At 30.4% G+C, this 6,650-nt stretch carries 4 protein-coding genes; all 4 read left to right on the forward strand.

What is annotated here, in order from left to right; translation table 11 throughout:
- Positions 1-108: 108 nt before the first annotated feature.
- The 4 genes from dptG to FFM57_RS09655 all read left to right on the forward strand — a co-directional run bounded on the left by dptG (position 109) and on the right by FFM57_RS09655 (position 6,572).
- Entirely contained in the window at positions 109-702 is a 594-nt protein-coding gene (gene dptG, locus FFM57_RS09640) for a DNA phosphorothioation-dependent restriction protein DptG (RefSeq protein ID WP_137600310.1), read from the forward strand.
- Positions 683-5,953: an ATP-binding protein gene (locus FFM57_RS09645; RefSeq protein ID WP_170999962.1), complete on the forward strand. Its 5,271-nt coding sequence runs from the start codon at positions 683-685 to the stop codon at positions 5,951-5,953. Before dptG ends, FFM57_RS09645 begins: the two co-directional genes overlap by 20 nt.
- A gap of 164 nt (positions 5,954-6,117) precedes the next feature.
- Entirely contained in the window at positions 6,118-6,327 is a 210-nt protein-coding gene (locus FFM57_RS09650) for a DUF1659 domain-containing protein (protein WP_137600312.1), read from the forward strand.
- A gap of 29 nt (positions 6,328-6,356) precedes the next feature.
- Positions 6,357-6,572, forward strand: coding sequence for a DUF2922 domain-containing protein (locus tag FFM57_RS09655; protein WP_170999963.1), 216 nt, complete (start codon positions 6,357-6,359; stop codon positions 6,570-6,572).
- Positions 6,573-6,650: the final 78 nt, after the last annotated feature.

Here is a 6,650-nt window from a genome sequence, read left to right on the forward strand (position 1 = left end):
CCAACTATTACAAGCTCACCATCTATTTCAGAGTCAACATTGTATCAAAATTTTTACACAGGATTATGGACTTGACTGTTTTTTTGTTACGATAAAGAGAAAGTATCTATGAGCCGTGAATCTGTAAGCAACGGATATAAACTATTCAAAGACAGTTCGATAGATTTGCTAGTTAATAATGATTTACTGGACTACCTCAACATACTTAGCGAAAAAAACAAGTACCAGACTTTAGAGGAAATTATGCAAGACGTGGATAATTATGGTATCTTAGGAAGAAATTTGATGGAATTTAACTCTTTATTGGCTAATAAACTTGGTGAGGGTTATGATTCAGTTTTAGATATAAAAAAACAAATTTTACAACTCAAAAAATTCATTGAAATACTTAATCCAGAAGAGGCCAAGTCAAGATATAGAAAGTCTTTTGACGAATTTTCTGGTTTAAATTTAATTAAAAGTAGAGGAAGATTAGGTTATGTTTTCAATTTAACTCAAGAATTTATATTATTATTTGTAGAAATTATCATTGGGAATAGATCTAAAATTCTATTAAATGAATTATTTGCTGAATTTGGAAAACGAGGAATTTTTTTTGATAAGCAAACGAAGAAGAGTATCATTCAATTTTTTGAAGAAATTAATATCTTAGAAAAACTCTCAGACAGTGGGGATGCACAATATGTTAAATCAATATTATGAATTTTTAGCGAATCGTTTGATTGAGTGGTTGAAATCTAGAAAAAGTCTTATGGCAGGAGATAAATTTTTCGCAACTTTAGATAGCGAAGAAGATGTATCTTATTTCATGCAAGCAATTGATCAGATGGATTTTAGCGGAAAAAGATATTTTGTGTCAAACGAGTACACATATAAAACCATATCTCTAATTGTTAATAACGTTGAAGTTCTCTTTGTAGCGCCAGGTTCTGAAGTATCATTGGATTTTTTGGTCACTGTTAGGAATCAAGTGAATGCTAATCAAGATGAATGGGAGGGTACAGCTGTTTTATTTGTTTTTTCGGAACCGCTAGATTCGATTATTAGCGGAGCTTTCGATGTTAGTCAGCGGGATGCACCCTTAGACACAAAAAATATTAATAAAGAAATCAAAGAAAAAATTCTTCCAGAAAAAAATTTAACTAAAAATGAACAAAAAGCGATAATTTTGTATCTGAATGAAATGGTTGATAGCGGTAATGCTATTTTAAAAGATTATGAAACTACTTTTTCTATTATTGAAAAAGGAAAAATAACACAAGATGATTATAATGAAATGGGTTATTTCAAAGATGAAGCTTTGAATACATTTCCATCAGATAGTGCTGAAGATCGTTTGAAAATGAACAGAAAATTGTATCAATCTGTCGAGAAACTTCAAGGGCTTTTAGATATTAAAGAAAAGCTAAATGAAACTTTTTCTGGTGATACGCTGATTAATAGATTGAGCAAGCCGGATGAATGGAAAAAAATAGATTTTAGCGATGTTAGCAAAGGAAATGAAAATCACGAAAAAAATAAAAAAACAAAGTTATCATTCTGTTTTGATCAGCTGGTGGAAGACGATGACAATTTTTGGTTTCGAGAAAGTGGTACTAGAGCCAATCAAAGAAAAAAAGCTTTTTTTATCTTTTCTTCTCAAAATAGCAGAGAGTTTGACGATAAATTTACATTCGAGATTCCCTTCGATGATTCTGTATCTAAAGGAGGGGTAATTCTTGGAAATAGTTACATCTTGTCAAATGAAAAAAACAAAGAAGATTTAAATGTTGTTAGCAAAGGTAAAAAATTAATTGTCGAAGTAGAAAATTTTGATAGTTCAAAAACTTATGGTGGTACAATTCAATATCAACATCGTAATTTAAATAATCTAAGGTTTACGGTTTCTTTTATGATTGTTCCTTTTTCGTTACAAACTATAAGTCACCTACGACCAAGTTTTGAAATAGAAATCTTAAAAAAGGATAAAAGCTTTTTTTATGGTATTTCTTCCCAAGTTGACTTTAATAATTACTATTTTGGGAATGGTGAAAATGAAATTGTGATTTCTAACTTTTTGGAGATACAGTCAAGAAACCTCATGGACTGCAGAATTGTTTTAAGTGATGACTTTTCAACAGAAGAAGGATCTCGCGTAGAAGCATTCTTAGATAATACGTTTTTCCCAATATCATTTTTAGATACAAGTATAAAACCAATCCCTTATGAAGCTATAAGTATTGAACGAACAAGATTGAAAAGCGATGCTCAATTAAGGTTTGAAGATGAGAAAGTTTTTACTCAGTCACGTTCGTTGTCGCTAAGAGAAGATTATAAAAAGAGATTGACTACTGAAAAAGAAATTTTAGAAAATAGAATTCTTTATGGTCAAATTATTTCTAGTGAAGTTGAGAGAAAAACTCTAAGTTTGCCTCAAAGTATTAGTGATGCATATGAAGAACTTTTTGAATTCTATCAAAAAGAAAATACGTTACCTTCTCTTGCCATCATAGATAAAGAACATAAAAAAATATTAGAAAATATAATTAATTCTGTTAATCAAGTTTTAGGTAGTCAATTAATTAATTTTGAAAAACCTACAGATGAAGTTAGAAATATAGCTTTAATTGGAGTTTTGGAGAGAAATGAAGGATATTTGCTAAATCCTTTAAATCCCTTAATGATTCAGTATCAACTAGAATTAGAAAAACAACTTAGCAACAATTTGAAAGAGGGAAGATCAATTCCTAAAGAGAATGTCTTAGCTACTCTTAATCCACAATTTTTAATTCCATATATAAAAATTAATGATAGAGACTATCAATCTTCATATTCAGCTCAGTATCCGAGATGGCTTTCTTTTGATAAAATACAGGAACGACAACTATCAACTTTAGGAACAGGAATAATTGCTAAACGAATTGATGATTACATCACGCAATATAAGTTTTTATTTGAATCTAATAAAAACATGGCAATTAATATAGCAGCACTTTGTATTGTAGATGAAAAAAATTTTTTTGACGCGATCATAAATTTTATATTTAAAAGACTTGAAGAAGTAAACACGCTAGATGAAATAAATCCTATTAATATTTATTTTGATGGGTTAAAAAATGATACAAATTCATTATTTAAAAAATTTTATCAGATTAGATCTTTGGATAGTTTGAACCTTTTATTGAAGTCGCCCAGAAAATTAAAAAAATTTGATGAACATGAAGTCATTGAATTGATGCAAAAAAAAGTAAATGTTTATCGTATAAAAAAAGAAGAACTAGAAAAACAAGGAGTGTATTTCCACGTTATTTTTTATCAGTTTATACAACAAAAAGGTTTGAGCTTGTATAAAATGAACAAACTAGATAAAAATTATGCTATAGGCGGATTGATCAGTAATCCACAATATTACAGAGATGGCGACGTTTATATGAACGGATTTGGTTTAGGGGAAATCGTGGAAAAAAAACAATCTAATCTTATTAAATTTTTAACTGTTTGGGACGGACTACTTTCTTCAATGAATAAGTCAACAGATATTTACCGACAAGGAGAAACATTAGTAAATAATATTCCACAACTACAGCAAAGTGAGATTACGCCTCTACTAAATAATGCAAGTTGGGTAACTTTTTTAAATATTGATGCCGATTTATCTTATTTTTATGATGATTCTAATGGCGAAATATTAGTCATACATTACGCAGATCAAAATACGACTGGACAATATGAATCGCTCACAGTGACTAAAGATACAAGGCAATATAAGCGCTTGTTGGAAGAACTCGTTTTTAATAATAAAGAAAATTTTGAAACAAATGAAGTAATAAAAAATTTTAATGTTATTAATGGAACATGGTTACTTAAAATTATTTCTGACAAGTCCAAGAAAAGACAAAATACGAATATGTTTCGAGAGAAGCTAAGCATTATAGCAGCATATAAAGAATTATTAGGAGTTTTTGACCATCCTGACTTTATTTGGGTACCAATTTCTTTAGAAGAAATTATAAGAGTGTCTGGTATGGTAGGTTTAAGTAAGAAAGACGGCTTATTCAGTTCTAAAAATTTGAATCAAGAAGGATCTATAAGTGACGATCTTTTATTTATTGGAGTTGATTTAAGAGAAAAAGAAATAAAATTACACTATCTTCCTGTGGAAGTTAAAGTTGGTATAAATAATGAAAGTGTTACAAAAAAAGCAATAAATCAAGTGAAACACACAGCAAAAATAATTAAGGACTATCTTTTTGAATACGAAGATAAATTCATGAAAGATTATTATCGTAATTTTTTTGTATCTATTTTTATTGGAAATTTAGAGAAATTAATAAGCAGTGGTTTGATTTCAGAAGAAAAATCAAAAAAATATACAAATAATCTTAAAAATAAGTTGAAAGTAGGAGAATATAATCTTTCGAATGAATTAAAAGATTTCTATGGTGAAGGGATCATTTTCGAACTCTCTCAGAATCAAGCATATCGATCAGCTGATTTAGACAAAAAAAATGTGTCCATATTTCGTGTTCCAGAAAGTGATACTCGAAATGTTGTAGCAGAAAAAATGGGAAATATAATTAATAAAATAAAAACGGGGAAATTTGATTTTCCCAAAGCTTGTCTTTTAGAAGTACTATTGCCTTCAAAAATGGAAGTGGAACAAAATAAAGGAGAAGTTGGATCCCCCGAAAATAATGCTATATCTAATTATGAAATAGAGTATTCTATTCCAGAAGAAATGGAAATTCACTCAAAAAAAGTCAATTATAATGATTTAAAAATGTTAGAAGACAAAGAAATCATTGTAGCTGATAATATGCTGGGGGACAAAAAAGAAAGTGACACAAGTAACCTTGTAAGTACAAGTGGTCGAATTTTATTAGGAACAGTCAAGCATTCAACGCATAAAGTTTATTGGGAATATGCTAATAAAAACTTAGCTAACAGACATCTTTTGATTACGGGAAAATCTGGCCAAGGGAAAACATATTTAGTTCAAATGCTTTTAGCAGAACTTTCAAAAAACAGAATAAATTCCTTAGTTATTGACTACACTGATGGCTTTTTAAATACCCAGTTAGATGATGTATTTTTTTCGAAATTTGAACATAATATCAAACAACGGTATATTATACAATCGGGGTTACCAATTAATCCGTTTAAGTTAGAAACAATTGATCTAGGAGATTTTAAAAGAAAAGAACTTCCACAGGATATGGTGGATCGAGTAGTTCAAATAATAGACTTTGTTTATGATTTGGGTGTTCAACAAAGAACGCTATTGTCAGACTGCATATTAAATGGATTTAATGAATTCGGAGAAAAATACACTTTTACCAATCTTGCTTCTACATTACGCAACAGTGAAGATCGAAATATGCAAACCTTATATGGGCGTATTAACACTTTACTGTCACGAGATCCATTTTCTTATAAAGAAGCTGTAAATTGGAATAATATTTTCGGGAAAAATGGGATAATAAATATTTTTCAATTAAAAGGATATCAGGCTAATATTCAAAAGGTTCTTATTGAATTTCTTTTGTGGGATTTGTATCAATATGCAAATAGAGAAGGAACAGTTGAATATCCAATTCCTTTAGTGTTAGATGAAGTGCAAAATTTAGATTTTAGTAGTTCGTCTCCAGCAGTAAAAATCTTACGTGAGGGAAGAAAATTTGGGCTATCTGGAATTTTTGCAACACAATCGTTGGATTCAATTAAAGGAAATGATGCTTCTGCAATTTATAATAGTGCTGAACAAATTCATTTTTTACCACCAGATGCACAAACATCTGCTATAGCGAAATCCATTACTACTACTAGTAATGATAAAAAAGAAGTTGAAACAATGTTAAAAACACTACTAAAAGGTGAAGCAGTGGTCTATGGACCAATTTTACAAGAAAATCAAATTCTTTCAGAATCTAGGATAAATAAGATTAAGGTATCGTCAATTCATGAAAGAACTTAAGTTTTTATTACTCATAGTAGCTTTTAACAACTAGTCAGACACCCCACTGTCTGGCTTTTTTCTTTCCCCAAAGATTTTTTATTTAATAACGAAACATATCACGAAAAAATTTCGTATACCTTTATGTCAAGACGTCTGACAGAAAAATAAAGGAGGGCAACATCATGAATGAAATTTTTGAAAGTAGCAAAGTAGAACTTTTGATGCACGTAGCTGGGGTAGAGAAACTCCACAAAGAAAGCTTTAGTGATGTGAAGGAAGGCGCGACTGGTGAAGAGATGTTGGATTTTGCCGACATCATCGCGGATCTACAAGATGTCGATTACATGTTGGAATACTGCGTAGGCACCGTGGCGACTCGTTACACCCGCTAATTATTTAAATAACAGAAAGGAAGATGAAAATGGCTAAACAACTAAAAATGGTTTTCTTAGATAGCTTAGGAAAAAGACAAACGTTAGCACCGAAAGCGGCAAATCCAACTCTGACACCTTTAAAAGTGCAGACGAGCATGAATGCTGTAGCAGCGTTAGAACTTTTTGAAAAAGATGGTGGTGCGAAATTCCAAACACCAAACAACGCCTACTACACTGAAACCATCATCACTGATTTATTTTAAGCGTAAGCGGGAAGTAAACGAGTATATGTCAAATAGGCAATCGCAGTTCTACAATGGATGTAGAGGTGATTGCCTATT

It is taken from the genome of Enterococcus nangangensis, assembly GCF_005405245.1.
Taxonomy (GTDB): Bacteria; Bacillota; Bacilli; order Lactobacillales; family Enterococcaceae; genus Enterococcus_J; species Enterococcus_J nangangensis.

Excerpts from the sequence above, each read along its gene's own strand:
- dptG (WP_137600310.1), top strand. The coding sequence starts at position 109 with ATGAGCCGTGAATCTGTAAGCAACGGATATAAACTATTCAAAGACAGT.
- FFM57_RS09645 (WP_170999962.1), top strand. The coding sequence starts at position 683 with ATGTTAAATCAATATTATGAATTTTTAGCGAATCGTTTGATTGAGTGG.
- FFM57_RS09650 (WP_137600312.1), top strand. The coding sequence starts at position 6,118 with ATGAATGAAATTTTTGAAAGTAGCAAAGTAGAACTTTTGATGCACGTA.
- FFM57_RS09655 (WP_170999963.1), top strand. The coding sequence starts at position 6,357 with ATGGCTAAACAACTAAAAATGGTTTTCTTAGATAGCTTAGGAAAAAGA.